This window comes from Nocardia sp. NPDC088792 (assembly GCF_044750615.1).
In the GTDB taxonomy this organism is placed as follows: Bacteria; Actinomycetota; Actinomycetes; order Mycobacteriales; family Mycobacteriaceae; genus Nocardia.
In genome coordinates this window covers 443164-460022 of sequence record NZ_JBIVKC010000001.1, presented here as the reverse complement: position 1 = coordinate 460022, position 16859 = coordinate 443164, and the positions used below count along the sequence as shown (strand labels likewise).

General features: G+C 64.3%; 13 protein-coding genes and 1 tRNA gene. 8 read left to right on the top strand and 6 right to left on the bottom strand.

The genetic code is table 11. The features are described from left to right. Positions 1-34: 34 nt before the first annotated feature. Both ACIP5Y_RS02275 and ACIP5Y_RS02270 read left to right on the top strand, forming a co-directional pair. On the top strand, positions 35-1255 hold the full coding sequence (locus ACIP5Y_RS02275; RefSeq protein WP_400346823.1) for an acyl-CoA dehydrogenase family protein: 1221 nt from the start codon (positions 35-37) through the stop codon (positions 1253-1255). A gap of 61 nt (positions 1256-1316) precedes the next feature. Next, positions 1317-1802, top strand: coding sequence for a peptidylprolyl isomerase (locus tag ACIP5Y_RS02270; RefSeq protein WP_400346821.1), 486 nt, complete (start codon positions 1317-1319; stop codon positions 1800-1802). Positions 1803-1885: 83 nt separating this feature from the next. On the opposite strand, the gene ACIP5Y_RS02265 is transcribed toward ACIP5Y_RS02270, so the two are convergent. Continuing rightward, a tRNA-Arg gene (locus ACIP5Y_RS02265) sits at positions 1886-1962 on the bottom strand. Between the two features lie 404 nt (positions 1963-2366). Between ACIP5Y_RS02265 and ACIP5Y_RS02260 the strand changes: the two genes are divergently transcribed. Continuing rightward, positions 2367-3965 carry a GMC family oxidoreductase gene (locus tag ACIP5Y_RS02260; protein ID WP_400346819.1) on the top strand — a complete coding sequence of 533 codons (1599 nt, stop codon included), beginning with the start codon at positions 2367-2369 and terminating at the stop codon, positions 3963-3965. On the opposite strand, the gene ACIP5Y_RS02255 is transcribed toward ACIP5Y_RS02260, so the two are convergent. From ACIP5Y_RS02255 to ACIP5Y_RS02235, 5 genes are read right to left on the bottom strand one after another with little or no spacing between them, the layout of a single operon-like run. Further along, positions 3952-7416, bottom strand: a complete 3465-nt coding sequence (locus ACIP5Y_RS02255) for a thioester reductase domain-containing protein (RefSeq protein WP_400346817.1) — start codon at positions 7414-7416, stop codon at positions 3952-3954. The two genes, ACIP5Y_RS02260 and ACIP5Y_RS02255, sit on opposite strands and share 14 nt — an antisense overlap. An 11-nt stretch (positions 7417-7427) precedes the next feature. Continuing rightward, positions 7428-8576 carry an N-methyl-L-tryptophan oxidase gene (solA, locus tag ACIP5Y_RS02250; protein WP_400346815.1) on the bottom strand — a complete coding sequence of 383 codons (1149 nt, stop codon included), beginning with the start codon at positions 8574-8576 and terminating at the stop codon, positions 7428-7430. Further along, positions 8573-9634, bottom strand: coding sequence for an LLM class flavin-dependent oxidoreductase (locus tag ACIP5Y_RS02245; RefSeq protein ID WP_400346813.1), 1062 nt, complete (start codon positions 9632-9634; stop codon positions 8573-8575). The genes solA and ACIP5Y_RS02245 overlap by 4 nt, the downstream gene beginning before the upstream one ends. Positions 9635-9667: 33 nt before the next feature. Continuing rightward, complete coding sequence (locus tag ACIP5Y_RS02240) at positions 9668-9853, bottom strand: 4-oxalocrotonate tautomerase family protein (protein WP_397010583.1); 186 nt, start codon at positions 9851-9853, stop codon at positions 9668-9670. 12 nt (positions 9854-9865) lie between these two features. Then, positions 9866-11107, bottom strand: coding sequence for a DegT/DnrJ/EryC1/StrS family aminotransferase (locus tag ACIP5Y_RS02235; RefSeq protein ID WP_400346812.1), 1242 nt, complete (start codon positions 11105-11107; stop codon positions 9866-9868). Between the two features lie 146 nt (positions 11108-11253). Between ACIP5Y_RS02235 and ACIP5Y_RS02230 the strand changes: the two genes are divergently transcribed. The 5 genes from ACIP5Y_RS02230 to ACIP5Y_RS02210 are packed head-to-tail and all read left to right on the top strand — an operon-like array spanning position 11254 to position 16555. Next, positions 11254-12324 carry a ketoacyl-ACP synthase III family protein gene (locus ACIP5Y_RS02230; RefSeq protein ID WP_400346810.1) on the top strand — a complete coding sequence of 357 codons (1071 nt, stop codon included), beginning with the start codon at positions 11254-11256 and terminating at the stop codon, positions 12322-12324. Positions 12325-12334: 10 nt separating this feature from the next. After that, the gene (locus tag ACIP5Y_RS02225; protein WP_400346808.1) at positions 12335-13942 is read left to right on the top strand and encodes a (2,3-dihydroxybenzoyl)adenylate synthase; all 1608 of its coding nucleotides are present in this window, start codon (positions 12335-12337) and stop codon (positions 13940-13942) included. Continuing rightward, complete coding sequence (locus ACIP5Y_RS02220) at positions 13939-14208, top strand: phosphopantetheine-binding protein (protein WP_400346806.1); 270 nt, start codon at positions 13939-13941, stop codon at positions 14206-14208. The genes ACIP5Y_RS02225 and ACIP5Y_RS02220 overlap by 4 nt, the downstream gene beginning before the upstream one ends. Further along, complete coding sequence (locus ACIP5Y_RS02215) at positions 14205-15629, top strand: AMP nucleosidase (protein WP_400346805.1); 1425 nt, start codon at positions 14205-14207, stop codon at positions 15627-15629. The genes ACIP5Y_RS02220 and ACIP5Y_RS02215 overlap by 4 nt, the downstream gene beginning before the upstream one ends. Continuing rightward, positions 15626-16555, top strand: a complete 930-nt coding sequence (locus ACIP5Y_RS02210) for an NADP-dependent oxidoreductase (protein WP_400346803.1) — start codon at positions 15626-15628, stop codon at positions 16553-16555. Before ACIP5Y_RS02215 ends, ACIP5Y_RS02210 begins: the two co-directional genes overlap by 4 nt. Positions 16556-16859: the final 304 nt, after the last annotated feature.

Below are 16859 nucleotides of genomic sequence, written 5' to 3'. Positions count from 1 at the left end.
GGACAGTTCCGGCTATCCCTCGGGAGTTCACGACATGTACCAGTGGTCCGACGAAGACCTGATGTTCCGCGACGCGGTGCGCGGCTTCATCGACAAGGAGATCAAGCCTCACGTCGACCAGCTGGAAAGTGGTGCGCTGCCGCCGTTCGGCATCATTCGCAAGCTGTACGCGACCTTCGGCCTCGACGAGATGGCCCGGGAGGGCGTGGAGAAGGCCATTGCCCGCGAAGAGGCCGGGACCGCGGGTAAGTCGGGCGGCGGGTTCAGTGGCGCGGGCAGCATGGGCGTCATTCTGAACAGCGAGCTCGCCGGGGTCAGTCTGGGTCTGGTGGCCTCGATGGGTGTAAGTCTCGGGCTCACCGCCGGCACCATCCGGAGCCGCGGCACGCTCGCGCAGAAGAAGCGCTGGCTGCCCGAACTGGTCACCATGGAGAAGGTCGGCGCGTGGGCGATCACCGAACCCGACTCGGGCTCGGACGCTTTCGGCGGCATGAAGTCCTATGTCCGCCGCGACGGCGCGGACTACCTCCTCAACGGCCGCAAGACCTTCATCACCAATGGCCCGTACGCGGATGTCACCATCGTCTACGCCAAGCTGGACGAGGAGGACGGCACCGACCGGCGCGATCGCAAGGTGCTGACCTTCGTGCTGGACAAGGACATGCCGGGCTTCGTGCAGAGCCCGCCGTTCAAGAAGATGGGCATGAACTCCTCGCCGACCGGCGAACTCTTCTTCGACAATGTCCGCATCACCCCGGACCGGCTGCTCGGCGAGACCGAGAATCCGGCGAAGGGCGACGGAAAGGACAGCGCCAAGGAGTCTTTCGCCGCCGAACGCATCGGCATCGCCTCACTGGCGCTGGGCATCATCAACGAATGTCACCGGCTCTGTGTGGATTACGCGAAGTCGCGCAAGCTGTGGGGCAAGGAGATCGCGCAGTTCCAGCTCATCCAGCTCAAGCTCGCCGAGATGGAGATCGCGCGGATCAATGTGCAGAACATGGTGTTCAATGCCATCGAGCGCACGGCCGCGGGCGAGAAGGTGTCCCTGGCGGAGGCGTCGGCGATGAAGCTGTACTCCTCGCGCGCCGCCACCGAGGTCGCCATGGAGGCGGTGCAGCTCTTCGGCGGCAACGGCTACATGGCCGAATACAAGGTGGAACAGCTCGCCCGCGACGCCAAGTCGCTGATGATCTACGCGGGCAGCAATGAAATCCAGGTCACCCACATCGCGAAGGGCCTGCTCGCCAGGTAGTCCGCCGCCGTCGGATACATTTGCGCGTCCGATACTTCCTTTTGCGAAAGGGCCCCGCACCATGGTGATCGACTCCGACAAGGTTGTCTCCATCGAGTACACCTTGACCGACGACGCCGACGAAGTGCTGGACACTTCGGTCGGCGACACCCCGCTCGTCTACCTGCACGGCGCGGACAATATCGTCCCCGGCCTGGAGCGCGCCCTGCACGGCAAAACCGTCGGCGACGAGGTGAACGTCGTCGTCGAGCCCGAGGACGCCTACGGCGAATTCGAGGCCGAACTGGTCAGCGTCGTCGACCGCAGCATGTTCGACCTCGACGAGCTCGAGGCGGGCATGCAGTTCGAGGCCGAGGCCCCGGACGGCGACACCCAGATCGTCACCATCGTCGACGTCGACGGCGATGACGTCACCATCGACGGCAACCACCCCCTCGCCGGCCAGCGCCTGCACTTCGCCGTCAAGGTCGTCGACGTCCGCGACGCCACAGAGGAAGAACTCACCCACGGTCACCCGCACGGCGAAGACGACGACCACGACCACTGAACCGCAGTCCCCCCGGGCGACCGGGGTTTGCATTCGGACGGAACGAACAGGGCCGCCCCCGGTAATGTCGGGAGCGGCCCTGATGGTGTGCCCGGAAGGATTCGAACCTCCGGCCTCCTGCTTCGTAGGCAGGCGCTCTGTCCGGCTGAGCTACGGACACGTGCCCCGCGCGGATGTCGCCATTGACACCTACTCGGCACTGAGGTGCGCGGGTTTGTTCTACGGGGAATGCGAAAAGGCCGCTCCTGGCGATCGTCCGGGAGCGGCCCTGAGAGGTCTGGGTGGTCAGACTTTCAGGTGTACCTCGGTACGCCGCCGGATACGCGAATGAGACGGCCGGAGCCGTTCCTGGTCGAACGCTGGATGAGCTTCGTCACGGTGCCGCCTTTCCTGTCATCGCCCGGCATGCCGGTAATCACCGTAGCAGCGGAGGATCGAAGCGGTAAAACGGTTTTCGGCCGATTCGGGCGCTGAAACCGTACCGCCCAGGACACTTCCGGGAGGAGAATCGTCCGTATTTCGTCGGCGGATCGCGGCGAAACCAGCGGGGCAGGAAGGCCGATCGTGGCGGTGACGGACTACATCATCATCGGTTCCGGGAGTGCCGGGGCAATCATCGCGCGCCGGCTGGCCGATTCCGGCGCCGCCGTCACGCTGATCGAGGCGGGGCGCCGGGACAACACCAGGCTGGTGCGCAAGCCCGGCATGATCGGGCCGCTGCACGCCGTGCCGCAATTGAAGAAGATGATCGACTGGGGGCACTACACCGTCGAGCAGAAACATGCGCTGGGCCGCACCATCCCGCAGACACACGGCAAGGTCATCGGCGGATCGAGCTCCGTCAACGGCATGGTGTTCGTGCGTGGCAACCGGCGCAACTTCGACGATTGGGCCGCCGCGGGCAACACCGGCTGGTCGTACGACGAGGTACTGCCGACATTCAAGAAGCTCGAGTCCTTCGAGGACGGCGCGAATCAGTTCCGCGGCGACTCGGGACCGATCAAGGTGATCCGCGCCCGCGATCTGACGCCCGCCTCCGAATCGTTCATGCGGGCGCTGACCGAAACCACCGGCGTCGCACGCAATCCCGACTACAACGGCGCCGAGCAGGAAGGCGTCTCGGTCTTCCAGCAGAGCAACAGCGACGGACTGCGCTTCAGCACCTCGGTCGGCTATCTCGACGATCGCCCGGAAAACCTTACGGTGCTGCCGAATACACAGGTCGTGCGCATACTCGTCGAAAACGGCCGGGCCGCCGGCGTGGAATTCCGGACCGCGCGCGGCAGCGAAATCCTGCGCGCCGAACGCGAGGTGATCGTCAGCGCCGGCACCTTCGGCTCCGCGCAGCTGCTCATGCTCTCCGGCATCGGACCGGCCGACCATCTCCGCGCCTTCGGCATCGACGTGGTCGCCGACCTCCCGGTGGGCGACAACCTGCACGATCACCTGTTCGTGCCGATGAGCTTCGCCATGCCGACCGCCGTGCACCGTTCGTCGCCGGGCTACTTCGCCCGCGCGATCGTGCGGGAGTCGTTGCGGAACAACAGCACCTGGCTCGCGCGCAGCGTCCTCGAAGCGGTCGCGTTCCTCCGCACCCCGTACACGGAGGGCATCCCCGACCTGCAACTGCACGTGCTGCCGTGGGGCTATCCCGGCCCCAACCAGGACGCTCCCATCCGCCACACCCCCGATCCGCGGCGGTCACTGAGCATCCTGGTGACGATGATCTACCCGCAGAGCCGGGGCACGCTACGACTGACCTCGGCCGACCCCACCGCCGCACCCGCCATCGACCCCAACTATCTCGCCGAACAGCGCGATCTGGACACCCTGGTGTACGGCATGGAACTGACCCGGGAGATCATGGCCGCGAAGTCGATCGGGCCGCTGGTGGACACCGAAATCGCCCCCGGCCCTGGGTATCCCGGGCACGCGGAGCTGGTGAGCGAGGTCCCGAACCGCGCGACCACCGTCTATCACCCCGTAGGCACCTGCCGCATGGGTGTGGACGAGCGGGCGGTGGTGGACCCGACGCTACGGGTCCGCGGAGTGCAGGGACTCCGCGTCGCCGACGCCTCCATCATGCCGAACATCGTCGGCGGCAATACGAATGCCGCCACCATGATGATCGGCGAACACGCAGCCTCGCTCATTCTGTCCTGAACAACAGCTTCTGCACCCGGAAGTCGTTGGCGTACTTCAGGATCAGATCCCGATCCAGATGGGGAATCGTTGTTCCCGAGCGCTCCGCCAAGGCCTGTTCGAAGTGCTTGGTGGAGACCGATGTCCCGGGCTCGGCTGCGGTGGTTGCCGTCAAGGAGTGCAGCAGCGGCAACATGGATTGTTGTCTCTGCCTCTCCGGCAATGCCCGCAGGGATTGTTCGAAGCGGGAGAGCCATTCCCGGTAATCCGGGATTCTCGTGATGGGATGGCCTGCGGCGCTGAGCCAGTTCACGAAGGAATCGAGATTCACACCGTCATCATGGGAATTGGCCACGTGGAAAGTCGTGTAACCCGAGTCCGTGATGAGCTCTGAAACCGCTTCGGCCACGAAATCTGCCGGCAAACCGTCGTAATGCGGCCGAGCCCCGGCGTCGGTGCTCACGTAGAAGCTCCGTGGGGCCAGTCCGGTGCGAAGGACGCTCGACAGCAGGCGACTGAAACTGTCGGCAGCATTGAACTGTCCCGAGTACCTTCGGTGCGCCAGGATCATGCCGGCGCGGAAAACCGTGACCGGCAATCCATATCGATCGTGCGCTTCACGTAGCAGCACCTCACCGGCCCATTTGGTATCCCCGTACCCGCTCGCATAGCCCTGCCCGCTTTCGCGCACCGGATCGATCTGCCGGAGATCGCTGTTCTCCAGGTAGTCCGAGATCGGTACTCCGCCACCGTGGATCACCCCCACCGAGGAGAGGAAGGCCACGGGGATACGCCGCGTCGTCAACGCCAGACGGATTACCTCTGCGGTACCGAATACATTGGGCCCGAAGAGTTCCGCATAGGGAAGCACATGGTTCACCAAGGCGCCGGCATGGATGATCAGATCCACGGATTCCGAGAGACCGCGGAAATCCTGTGTATTCAGTCCAAGATTGCGGGTGTCGAAGTCACCGGCGATCACCGTGAGCCGAGACCTGAGGGATCGGTACTCCGCCCGGAAATCCGGATCCCCGGCGTCGAATACCGCGTCCAGCCGGGCTTGTGCGGCGGCGTCATCCTGCCCGCGCACCAGGCAATGGAGAGTGCCGTCCACTTGCTCGAGCCGGTGCAACCACTTCAGGGCCAGGAACCGGCCCAGATATCCGGTAGCGCCGGTCAGCAGGACGCGTCGCGGCGGCCACGTTCCTTGCCGGGCATCGGGACTCAGGGATGCGGTATCGATGAACTTGTCGAGTACCAGATCACCGGCCTCGAGTCGTGGATATGCCGGATGCACGGCCGTTGCGGATAGTCCGGCAGTCTCATTGTCCTGCTGCGTCACAATGGATTGCACGATTCGATCGATATCCATGGCCGGGTTGGTGACCGTAGCGACAGTGATCCGCACGCCGTACATATCGTTGAGCAAACCAGCCAAGGTGACCGCGGAGATCGAATCGCCGCCCAGATCAGAGAATCTCATGGCCCCGGAGACCGTCTCGAGCTCGGAATCCAGCATGGCGGCGACAGCCATGCGCACCCCCTGCTCGGGCGGGATGGCCGACCCGGAACCCCGCAACGCCCGCATGAGTTCGGCGCCGGTGTCCTCCAGCTCCCGATACTTGTGCTCCAGTCGATCGCGGTAGAGCTCGATGACCTTGGGGCGCAGCACTTTGTGTGCATCCGACACCATGCCATCGGCTTGGGTGAAGGGTTCGTCGGCGATGAGTACCGCGCGGGGCGCCTCGTAAGGTTGCAGGTTCTCCTGTTTCGCATGGCGAGCGAGGTCGGCAGCGATGCGATCGGCCAGCTCTCGGGCGTCGGGGATCTCGTGCTGGGCCGCGGCCGTGGGAACCACCACCGCCAGGGGATAGGAGCGACTCGAGTTGGCGTACAAAACAATCTGGTGCACCCGCGCCGAGGTCAGATAAATTGCCTCCAGCTTGGACAGTGGCAGGAACTCACCCTGCGCCAGTTTCACCACATTGTTGCGCCGATCCAGATAGCTCAGGCGGTCGGTCTCGATCTTCGCGAAAATATCTCCCGTGCGGTAGAACCCGTCCGAGGTGAAAATCTCGTCATCGAGTTCGGGGCGGCCCAGATAGCCGGAGATGACAGTGCGGCATTTGATCTGCAACTCACCCCGCGGATACGGCCGATCGGTCGTGTAATACCCCAGCTCCGGAACGTCGACCAGCCGGTAGGCCTTGATCTTGTGGTGCATGACATAGCCATTGATGAGGAGGCCGCTGCCGGCTTCCGTGGAGCCGTATCCGTTCATCATCTCGAAGCCCAAGAGGGCTTTCATGAACTTCTCCAGCAGCGGTGTGGTGAGGGCGCTCCCCACCATGGCCGAGACCACCCGCCCGCCCAGCAGTTCGGCGCGCATACGCTCGAGCGTCGGCACATCGAACTCTTCCCCGGCCGGTGGCGCACCGCACTCCGAAAGGTAGATCTGCCACAGCATTTCGCAGATTCTGGGTACGAAGAAGATTTCCGTGGGCCGGATTCGCGCCAGGTCGGCGAAGAACGAGGTGTCGTTCTCGAATCCGGTGAAATAGGCTGTGCCTCCGCACGCCAGCGTCAAGAAGACCGACACGCGGCCCACCATGTGACTCATCGGGTAGAAGTTGACGGTCACCATGCCCGCCCCCGTGGCCATCCGGAGCTGGGGATCGAGATTCCAGATGATCCGCTGGTTCGAGATCGGCTGCAGGGCGCCCTTGGGAGTCCCGGTACTCCCGGAGGTGTAGATGACGAAACTCAGGTCATCATCTTGCGAGTCGGCCAATGCTGGTACCGGACAGGAGTTTCCGGCGGCAACAGCCGAATCGAGAGTCTCCACGGCGATATTGTCCAGCCGCTGCTTCGCCCGAGCTACCGCGGTGCGATGTTCGGGTAGTTCCTCGCGGTAGTCGAAAACCACTATTTGAGCGATGGTTTCGCTCGTCAGAGCGCCGTTGACCGCCTTGTCGAGATTTGCGGCACTGGTGGCCAGCACCCGGGGCTTGGTGTCGGCGAGCACCGTCCGCACGGCGTCGCCCGTGGCAATGGACTGCATCGGCACCGAGACCATGCCGAGCCATATTCCGGCGAGTTCCACGGTCAGATAGTCCACCCCGGTAATTCCGAGTGTGACAAGGAAATCCTGGGCGCCGAAATGATAGTGATCACTCCAGCGCGCGGCCAAAGCTCCTGCCCGGGACCATAATTCGCGGTAGCTGAGCGTCGTCATCTCTGGTTCGTGTGAGTGAGTGCGATACCCGACCGCCCGGCGGTCGCCGTAACCACGCATCAGGATGTCGACTTGTTCCGCGAAGGAGAGGCCGGGCCGTGCCGCAGCCGCATCGACAGCCGGATCGGACTGGGCGGCAGCGAGTTCCGAATCGGCTTCCACCAGTCCGGCCAGGCGCTCGAACACTCCCTTCAACCCCTGGCTGAGCGGTGTCTCAGCGCTCGTGGATTCCACCATTTCTTCCCGCCTCACCACAGACGCCGCACATCGGCGAAGGACAGATCGATTCGTGGCCGCTCATCGCAGGCGAGATCGGCAAGGTATTCGCCGATGCCCGCGGCATGTTTGAAGCCGTGGGCATTGTCGCCACCGCCCACCAGCACCTGGGCGGCCGTGGGCAGCGGTCCCAGCAAGAACTGACCATCCGGGGTGATAGTCAGCATGCCGAGATCGATGCGCTCCGGATTCGGTTGCAGGCCAGGCAGATACCTGGGCAGCAGCGCGGAAAGCTCCGCCCAGTCGGTCGCGCCGATGGACCGATCCATGGTCTCCAGGTCCAATCCCACTCCGTGCGCGCCGAACTGCTCCAGACCGAGTTTCACGTCGTGGTCGCCTTCCGCCCCGCACCCCCACAGCACGGTTTCGGCGTCGAGCTGCCGCATGAAGACCGGGAAATCGGCGAGCCGGTAGGAGGGGGCTGTCCCGGCCGGGCGAAACCAGGTGACCGGCATCCGCAGCACCCTGGTTCCGGGCAGGTCGACCAGCGAGGGTAGCCAGGAGCCTGCGGTGACCACCGCTCGACGCACCCGCAGGGAGCTCATCGGGGTGTGGATTCGTACCGAGTCCCCGGACTGTTCGACACCGAGAACCTGAACCCCCGAATGGATCTGCGCGCCGGCCTTCTCCGCACAAGTCAATGCGGCCGCCACCGCCTCCTCCGGCCGGATCAGTTGTGCCGAGGGTTCCCAGACCCCGATGTCGTCCACTCCGGTATCGCTGTGCTGTGGATACCGGGCGAGCAGTGCTGCGCGATCCAGTTTTTCGATGTGGATGTCGTGCTGTGCGGCCGCGGCCAGCGTGCCCGAGACAACCTGACTGTCAGGCGATCCGATGAGCAGCCCACCGGATCCGAAGAGCAACTCCCGCCCACTGTCGTGTTCCAGCTCGCGCCACAGGTCCAGCGAGCGGCGCGCCAGTGGCACCAGGCCCGGGTGCTCCAGGCAGGTGATCCGGAACATCCGGCTGCCCCCGTGGGAGGCCCCGAACCGGTGGGCTCTGCCGAATCTGTCGAGGCCCACCGCGCGCACCCCGCGGCGGGCCAGTTGCCAGAGGGTGCAGGCGCCCCAGGCGCCCAGCCCGATCACCGCGACCTCGGCGTCGAGAGCCGATTCGGTCACGCCTGGTTTCCACTGTCGAACAGCGGCATTACCTCATCGGCGAACAGTCGCAGCGTGCGCTCGGAGGTCTCGTAGTCGAGATAGCCGGGGTTGATCTGAATACTGACCGAGAGATCCTCGCCGTACCAGTCGCGAATCGAGGCCAGTTGCTGGGCAACATCTCCCGGCGTGCCCGCGAGCACCTTGCAGTCGGTGAGCGACTTGCCGAAGTCGTAGCGGCGCACCTTGTCGATCAGCTTCTCGTAGCCGGCGTACTGATCCGAGCGCGTCTGCGCCCAGGACGCCACCGCCTGCGACATCAGCGCGACGTAGTTGTTCTCGAGCTCCTCGCCCCGCAGCAGCGCCTCGTCCCGATCCTCGGACAAGTAACAGGTGTACTTGATCTGGATTCGGCCGCTGGAGTTTTCGGGCCGCGCGCCACGGTAGGCGGCGAGCATTTCCAGCAGTTCATCGTGGCTGACGATGGAGGGAACCACCTGCAGGTGATAGCCCGCCGCCCCCGCCGCGGCGCAGGATTCCGCGCTCGATGCCGACGCCAGAAAGATCGGCGGGGCAGGTTGCTGAATCGGCCTGGGCAGCAGGGTAACCGGCCCGAACGAGGAGAACTCCCCGTCGAACACCACGTCGGTCTCACTCCACAATCGACGGCAGGCTTCGACGCCCTCGGCGAACCGGCGGCGGCTCTCGTCCATCGGGATGCCGAACCATTCGAACTCCTCGGGCAGGAAACCCCGGCCGAAACCGACGTCGAGCCGCCCATCCGACAGGTTGTCGAGCATCGCGAGCTTTCCCGCCAGCTTCAGCGGGTGCGTGAAAGCGGGGATCACGGCACCGGTGGTGATCCGGATCCGCTCGGTGACCGCGGCGATGGCGGCCAGCAGGGTCACCGGGTCCGGGCTGTAGCCGCCGTACGGTGTGCCGTAGTGCTCGACGGTCTGCACATGCTCGAATCCGAAGGCATCCGCCGACTTCGACAGCTCCAGCACCTCTCGAAAGTACTGAGCTCCCGTTTTTCGGTCCGGCGCGAAGACGGGGAAGAAGTTCAGACCGAATTTCATAGTTCTCTCCTGGTACAGAATTTCGCGGCGTGATCAGGACACGGGTTTTCCGCCGATGCCCCACCGCTCCGCGGGAATTGGCTCCAGCACGATCCACACGTGATCGCGAATCTCTTCGCCGTAGGTCTCCACCACGGCATCGGTCAGCTTTGCTATGAGCAGATCCTTGTGCTGCGGGTCGATTCGCTTTTCCAGGATCTTGACATTGATGAAAGGCATTGAACTTCCTCGTTATCGAAGTTGACTCAAAGAATGCTCCAGCGCAGCACACATCAGCTCCACCTGATCGTCCGAAAGCGACGGATGGCAGGGGAGATTCATATGCTCGGAGAACCACAATCGTTCCGCCATAGGACATTCACCCGGGCGGTGGCCACGCGATTGCCACTCCGGGGTCAGATGCAAGGGGAAATACCGCAACTGGACCTCGACACCCTGCTCGTCCAACGCTCGAATCAGCCGATAGCGAGCTTCCTCGCCGGCCCGCACGAAGAAGGTGTACAGGTGGTAGGCGTGCTCGTCACGGGGGTCGACGGCCGGCAGCCGGACCAGCCCGGGATGCGCGGTGAGCACCTCGTCGAGGCGGGCCGCGATCATGCGACGCCGTGCGAGAAAGCCATCGAGCTTGTCCAATTGGACGATGCCCGCGACGCAGGCCGGCTCACAGAGCACCGCATTGGTGCCCGAGCCGAGAATCTGGGTGTAGGAATGCCGGTACGCCGCATCGGCGAACTTCATCCAGGGCAGTGCGGACGGCGGCAGGCCCAGTGCGGTTCCCGGCGGGCCGAGTACGGCATCCACCTCGTTCGAGCGGATGCGGTCGGCGCGTTCCGCCCACTCGTCCCGGTCGAAGGTGATCATGCCGCCTTCCCCGAGCGTGGTGATGTTCTTCGAGGTATGGAAGCTGAAACAGCCGATATCCCCGAGCGAGCCCGGTTTCCGGCCCCGATAGGAGGCTCCTATCGCATGTGCGCAGTCCTCCAGCACCAGCAGTCCGTGCTGATGGGCAATAGTGCAGATCTGGTCCATATCAGCGGGATTGCCGCCGTAATGAACGAGAATCAGGGCCTTGGTGTCGGGGGTGATCAGACCGGCAATGGCATCGGGGTCGATATTCGCCGTCTCGGCGTCGATATCGCAGAACCGGACCCGGACTCCGAGGTCGAGCAACGGCTGTATCGAAGCTTGAAACGTCTGGCAGGTGGCGATCACCTCGTCGCCGGGTCGAAGATCGAGCAGCCGAATCCCTATCTCCAGCGCGGTGGTTCCGCTCGTCACCGAAAGTGCATACCGGCTGCCGATATGCTGCCGGAACTTCTCCTCGAATCTGTCCCGCCACTCGCCCGCGGACAAAGGCGCGTTGTCGGCGAGCAGATCGCAGACGGCGTTCAGCTCGTTCGCGTCGAGTATCGATCCCCGGCGGGGAAACGCCACCGCGTACTTCTCCGTGCGCACCATAGACGTCTGATTCATCCGAGACCCCACTCCTTCAGCGCTTCGTGTTCATGATTGCGGCGGCGTGCGGCTCCGGCCAGACGCCCGACTACTCAAGTTCGGGTCCCGGCTACTCAAATCCGCGGAAAGTTCTCGAACGCAAGGAAATTGAGTAGCTACTACTCATGAGATCGGGCCGCGAAGATGATCTCATCGAGCTCATGCGGACGCACGACCTCTTCCTGGCGGGCATCGGAAGCCAGGTACCGGAACTGATCGCGACGGAGTCGGCGGTGGCCGCGGGCCGGTTCGACGAGGCGGCGCGAGACTCCCTGGGCTACCGGTCGATCGCCGTGAGCGCGGGCACCTCGGCCCCGGATCTGGCGATCGAGGCGGGCCGCAAGGCCCTGGCGGCCAGCGGACATCAGGCCGACGACATCGGCGCGCTGCTGCACGCGTACACCCACCATCAAGGACCGGACGGCTGGTCGGCGTCGCACTACATTCTGCGCCACACCGTCGATCGACCGGTCTCCGCCGTGGAGCTCAAACAGGGTTGTCTCGGTATGCTTTCCAGCCTCGAGATCGCCGCGCATCGGCTGGCCGCGGATCCCGCGCACGATGCGGTGTTGATCACCACGGGTGACAACTACTCGACCCCCACGGTCGATCGGTGGCGTGGTTCGAGACTCTTCCTCATGGCCGACGCCGGTGCGGCGGTGGTGGTTTCACGGCGTGCCGGATTCGCGAAGGTGCTCGCGGTCGGCTCACGCTCCGATTCCTCGATGGAGGTGCTGCACCGCGCCGGAGAAGAGATCTTCCCACCGGGCATCACCCGCGGCATCGGCCTGAACTTCGACGACCGTGAGACGAAGGTCGTCGAACTGTGGGCCACCGGTCAGGCGCCGCCGATCCACAACCTCGGAACCCTGGTGGCCGCGACCGCCCGGCAGGTCCTCGACGAGGCGGGCGTGAGCATGAACAAGATCACCAAGGTCTGCCATATCGGCTTCGGCCGCGACTCGGTGGAGGCCACGGTCGTACTGCCACTGGAACTCGAAGAGCACCAGGAGGTCTGGGACTACCTGCGCACCATCGGGCACACCGGCGCGGCCGATCCATTCCTCGCGCTCGAACATGTGTGGACCACCGGGCAGGTCGGGCCCGGCGACCACGTGCTGATCATTGCCGCCGCCCCCGGAATGGAAGTCGGCGCGGCAGTGGTGGAAATACTCGCCCCGGCACCGACGGCTTAGGAGAAGACCGATGTTGACAGGATGCACCCCTTGGCCCGACGAGACCGCCGAACACTATCGGCAGCAGGGCATTTGGCGCGGCGAGCCACTCGGCCTGCTGCTCACCCAGGCTGTCGAACGAGATCGCGACGCCATCGCCCTCGTACACGACGATCGCCGGATCACTTACGGTGAACTGGACGACTGGGTGAACCGGCTGGCCGCCGGTTTCGCGCACCACGGCATCGCCGCCGGCGAACGAGTGGTGGTGCAGCTGCCCAATACTCCCGAGTTCGTCGCGATCATCTTCGCGTTGATGCGGGTGGACGCGAAGCCCGTGTTCTCACTGATCGCGCACCGGGACACCGAAGTCGACCATCTGGTGCGATTGTCGGGAGCGACGCACTACATCTTCCCGGAAGCGCACCGCGGCTACGACCACCGCGCGCTTGCCGCCCGCATCGGCGCCGAGAACGACCTGCTCAGAACGTTGTTCGTAGTCGGCGAGCCCACGGGCGACATGGTGGCGGTGGATGCTCTCGCCGGTGTGGACGATTGGACCCCGCCGCCGGTGGACCCCTCGGATGTGGCCTTCTTCCTGCTTTCGGGCGGTACGACGGCGCTGCCGAAACTGATTCCCCGTACCCACGATGACTACGTCTACCAGGTACGACAGACCTCCGCGGTGTGCGAACTCGGGAAAACCGATGTCTATCTGACGGCCTTGCCGGTCGAATTCAATTTCACCTGGGGCTGTCCCGGTGTCATCGGCATCCTGGCCGCCGGCGGCACGGTCGTCATGGTCGACAATCCGAGCCCGACGCTGGGCATGCCACTCGTCGAACGCGAACGCGTCACCATCACATCGCTGGTGCCCTCGGCCCTCACCCTGTGGCTGGAAGCCGCCGAGTGGACTCCCGCGGATCTGAGCAGCCTGCGACTTTTGCAAGTCGGCAGCGCGAAATTGAGTCCCGCCATGGCAGCCCGGGTCACTCCGACGCTGGGCTGCGACCTGCAGCAGGTCTTCGGGATGGCGGAAGGACTGCTGTGCCTGGTGCGCGCCGACGCGCCGCAAGAAGTGAAGCTGTCCACCCAGGGCCTGGCGATCTCGCCGGCGGACGAGATTCGCATCATGGACGGTGACGAGCTGGTGCCGGAGGGGATGATCGGCGAACTCGTCACCCGTGGCCCCTATACCATTCGCGGCTATTACCAAGCGCCCGAACACAATGCGCGCGCATTCACGGCCGACGGCTTCTACCGTTCCGGTGATCTCGCCCGACTGACGCCGGGCGGCGAACTGGTGATCGAAGGCCGGATCAAGGACGTGATCATCCGCGGGGGAGACAAGATCAATGCCGCGGAGATCGAGGAGTATCTGCTCGCCGATGACGCCGTCACCGCCGCCGCGGTGGTGGGAATGCCGGATGAGCTGTTCGGCGAACGAAGTTGCGCCTTCATCGTGCCGGCGGAGGTCGTCCCCACGCTCGCGCACCTGCGATCGTCACTGCATGCGCGCGGCGTGGCCGACTACAAGCTGCCGGACGAGATCCGAATCGTCACCGAGCTGCCGCTGACCCCACTGGGCAAGATCGACAAGAAGGCCCTGGCCCGCACCGGGGAAGTGGTGCCGTCATGACGAACACTGCCGCTCGGGCCTTTTCGGCGGTGCCGGGCGAGCCCGAACTGCGGGCACTGCTCGCGGAAACCCTGAAACTGAGTGACCCCGCCGACCTCGACCCGGACGCGAATCTCGTGCTGCTGGGCCTGAGTTCGCTGCAGGTGATGCGAATGGTGGGTCTCTGGAACAAGTCCGGAGTGCGCGCGGACGTCGAGGCGCTGACGACGACTCCGACGCTGGGATCCTGGCTGGCCTTCTTCGCGGAACTGGAGCAGGACCGATGATCGCGATGACGGGACCGGAGCAGGTCGAGGAAGTGATCAGTGAGCTGGGCCGCCGCTACCGGACCTCGATCAGCGGTCTGGCCGATTCATTGGACCGGGCCGTCCGCGGGGAAGAACTGTCCGGGGATCCGCATCGGTTCACCTATCCCACACTGAAACTGCACGTCCCCGCGCTCGATCGCTTCGTGGGGCCGGAAAGCTTCGGGGTGATCGACGAGCCGGGTGTCTACGAGGGATCTTTCGTCGGCTCGGGCCTGTTCGACGGATACTTGCGGGAGCAGCTGAACATCCTCGCGTCGAGGTATCGCGTCGAAGCCGAGGTGACATCGGGCAGCATTCCGATTCCGGTGCAGTATCTTCCCGGCGAAAGGCTGTCGGACCTCGCGATCCTCGAGCGGTTTCCGCGCGTCGACATCATGAAGATCGATGATTCGATTGCGGATTCCGGAGTATCGGCATCGCATCGTAATCGTCCCCTCTTCCTCTTCGAGCCGCTCCGCGTGGAGCTCGCACTGCGCCGCCTGCAGCACTACACGGGCTCGGAGCCGGAGGACTTTCAAGACTTCGTCGTCTTCACCAACTACAGGTTCCACCTCGAGTGTTTCCTGGAATACGCCGCATCGCTCAGCGAGAACGGTGGCAATGACACCTCCGGTCTCGCACACTATGAGTCGATAACCGGTCCCGGCGGGTGGTCCGCCAGGCTGGACAAAGGCCCGGTCGCACTGGCGGAGCTCCTGCGTGAATTCCGGGACAGCAGTGGGCGTCAGCAGATGCCCGCATGGCATTTGAAGTCCGATCGCGCCGGAATCACCATCATCGATATCGGCGTCGGCCCCAGCAATGCCAAGACCATCACCGACTGCCTGGCCGTACTGCGCCCGCACTGCTGGCTCATGATCGGGCACTGCGCGGGCCTGGACCATCGGATGCGGATCGGCGATCTCATCCTGCCGAACTCGTACCTGCGCAGGGACCACGTCCTCGATCGATACGTGGCCACCGATACCCCGATCCCCGCCATCGCCGAGGTACAGGCCGCTCTCGAGTTCGGCATCGAATCTCCGGCACGCACCGGCACCGTCATGACCACCGCCGACCGGAACTGGGAATGGCAGCCGGCCGGCGACATCGACAAACTGTTCGCCGCCGTCGCGGTACTCGGCGTGGATATGGAATCGGCCACCATCGCCGCCAATGGCTACCGGTACCGGGTGCCTTACGGCTCCCTGTTGTCCATCTCGGATATGCCGCTGCACAACCAGCCCAAACTGCCGAGCTCCGCGCGAGAGTTCTACCTGAAATCGAAATTCGACCATCTGCGCGCCGCCATCGTCGCGTGCCAGAAGATGGCGGAGAACAAGAACCGGATGCACAGCAGAAAGCTGCGCAGGATCGTGAACGAGGTCCCTTTTCGATGAAAGCAATCGTCCAGAGCGAGTTCGGTGACCCCGCTGTGCTGCGAGTCGTGGAAGTCGGTGATCCGCACCTGATTCCGACCGAGGTGCTGGTCCGCGTCCGGTCCATAGGGTTGAACCCCGTCGAGTTCTATATCCGCAGCGGTGACTTCAAGATGCTCGGCGAGCCACCGTTCACGCTGGGCTGGGATATCGCGGGCATCGTCGAAGCGGTGTCTCCCGGGGTTTCCCGGTTCCGGGTCGGAGACGAAGTATTCGGCATGCCGTTCTTCCCCCGCGCCGCCAACGGCTACGCCGAACTGGTGGCAACCCCGGCGCGGCAACTGGCTCGGAAGCCGGCCAACCTGACCTTCCAGGAAGCCGCCGCCCTGCCCCTGGCCGGACTCACGGCCTGGCAGAGCCTCGTCGACGGAGCGGGGATCGAGGCTGGGCAGCGGGTATTGATTCACGGCGCCGGCGGCGGCGTCGGACATCTGGCCGTCCAGATCGCCAAGCACTTCGGCGCGTACGTGGTGGGCACCGCGAGCGCGGCCAAGCACGACTGGCTCCGCGATCTAGGGGCCGACGAGGTGATCGACTATCGCACAGAGGATTTCACGCGAGCGGTCGCCGACATCGACGTCGTGCTCGATTGCGTCGGCGCCGAGACCGCACGGGCCTCGCTCGAGGTTTTGCGGCCGGAAGGCACCCTGGCCACCGTTGTCGCCAGCTATGACACGGCCCTGGCGAATACTGTGACCGAAAGCGGCCGCCGTTTCGTCGGCATCGTGGTCGAGCCCGACCGCTACGCGCTGGAGCAACTGGCCGCACTCGCCGAGTCGGGCCGGCTGAAAGTTCATGTGGAGCAGGACTTTCCATTCGAGGATGTGGTCAAGGCCCACGAGATCCTCCAACGCGTCCCGAAGGGCAAAATCGTGCTCTCCGTCTGATCCCGCCACGTTCGGCCTCGCTGTGCGATCGACCATCCGCGCATGCGAGCATGATCCGCAATTGGATTGTGCTCGCGTGCGCGGTTTTTTGTTTTTCGGCGACGCATCGGTGTCATATATGCGCCAATTATATTCTTGGAAATCGGCCCCGAAGGCCGCTGGTTGAATCTACAATGTCGGTTATTGATCGGGTTGTAGGATGACAACAGGCGCCGGGTTGTATTCGGCCTTCGGTGTAGAGGTTCCTCCAACTTTCCGCGAATGATATTGACCGGTACGAGACGTGATCGATAACGTCAGGTGA

Coding starts and splice junctions, on each gene's coding strand:
- ACIP5Y_RS02215 (WP_400346805.1), top strand. CDS start 14,205: ATGATCGCGATGACGGGACCGGAGCAGGTCGAGGAAGTGATCAGTGAG.
- ACIP5Y_RS02225 (WP_400346808.1), top strand. CDS start 12,335: ATGTTGACAGGATGCACCCCTTGGCCCGACGAGACCGCCGAACACTAT.
- ACIP5Y_RS02245 (WP_400346813.1), bottom strand. CDS start 9,634: ATGAAATTCGGTCTGAACTTCTTCCCCGTCTTCGCGCCGGACCGAAAA.
- ACIP5Y_RS02235 (WP_400346812.1), bottom strand. CDS start 11,107: ATGAATCAGACGTCTATGGTGCGCACGGAGAAGTACGCGGTGGCGTTT.
- ACIP5Y_RS02230 (WP_400346810.1), top strand. CDS start 11,254: ATGAGATCGGGCCGCGAAGATGATCTCATCGAGCTCATGCGGACGCAC.
- ACIP5Y_RS02220 (WP_400346806.1), top strand. CDS start 13,939: ATGACGAACACTGCCGCTCGGGCCTTTTCGGCGGTGCCGGGCGAGCCC.
- ACIP5Y_RS02270 (WP_400346821.1), top strand. CDS start 1,317: ATGGTGATCGACTCCGACAAGGTTGTCTCCATCGAGTACACCTTGACC.
- ACIP5Y_RS02210 (WP_400346803.1), top strand. CDS start 15,626: ATGAAAGCAATCGTCCAGAGCGAGTTCGGTGACCCCGCTGTGCTGCGA.
- ACIP5Y_RS02240 (WP_397010583.1), bottom strand. CDS start 9,853: ATGCCTTTCATCAATGTCAAGATCCTGGAAAAGCGAATCGACCCGCAG.
- ACIP5Y_RS02275 (WP_400346823.1), top strand. CDS start 35: ATGTACCAGTGGTCCGACGAAGACCTGATGTTCCGCGACGCGGTGCGC.
- ACIP5Y_RS02255 (WP_400346817.1), bottom strand. CDS start 7,416: ATGGTGGAATCCACGAGCGCTGAGACACCGCTCAGCCAGGGGTTGAAG.